The organism is Faecalimicrobium dakarense (assembly GCF_000499525.1).
Taxonomy (GTDB): Bacteria; Bacillota; Clostridia; order Peptostreptococcales; family Peptostreptococcaceae; genus Faecalimicrobium; species Faecalimicrobium dakarense.
In genome coordinates, this window is record NZ_HG529466.1 from 1 (window position 1) to 261 (window position 261).

At 54.0% G+C, this 261-nt stretch carries 3 tRNA genes; all 3 read left to right on the forward strand.

Going from position 1 to position 261, the window contains the following annotated elements:
* The first annotated feature begins 8 nt into the window (after window positions 1-8).
* The 3 genes from BN899_RS18405 (at window position 9) to BN899_RS18415 (ending at window position 249) form a co-directional block, all read left to right on the forward strand.
* Window positions 9-84: transfer RNA gene (locus tag BN899_RS18405), tRNA-Met, on the forward strand.
* Between the two features lie 7 nt (window positions 85-91).
* A tRNA-Glu gene (locus BN899_RS18410) sits at window positions 92-166 on the forward strand.
* Window positions 167-175: 9 nt separating this feature from the next.
* Window positions 176-249: transfer RNA gene (locus BN899_RS18415), tRNA-Gly, on the forward strand.
* Window positions 250-261 lie beyond the last annotated feature (12 nt).

Consider the following 261-nt stretch of genomic DNA (forward strand, 5'->3'; position numbering starts at 1 on the left):
TTTAATATCGCGGAGTGGAGCAGTTGGCAGCTCGTCGGGCTCATAACCCGAAGGTCGTAGGTTCGAGTCCTGCCTCCGCAACCAATTAAATGGCCCATTGGTCAAGCGGTCAAGACACCGCCCTTTCACGGCGGTAACAGGGGTTCGATTCCCCTATGGGTCACCAATTAAATATGCGGGTGTAGCTCAATGGTAGAGTTCCGGCCTTCCAAGCCGGCTGTGAGGGTTCGATCCCCTTCACCCGCTCCAGATTAAACTTAT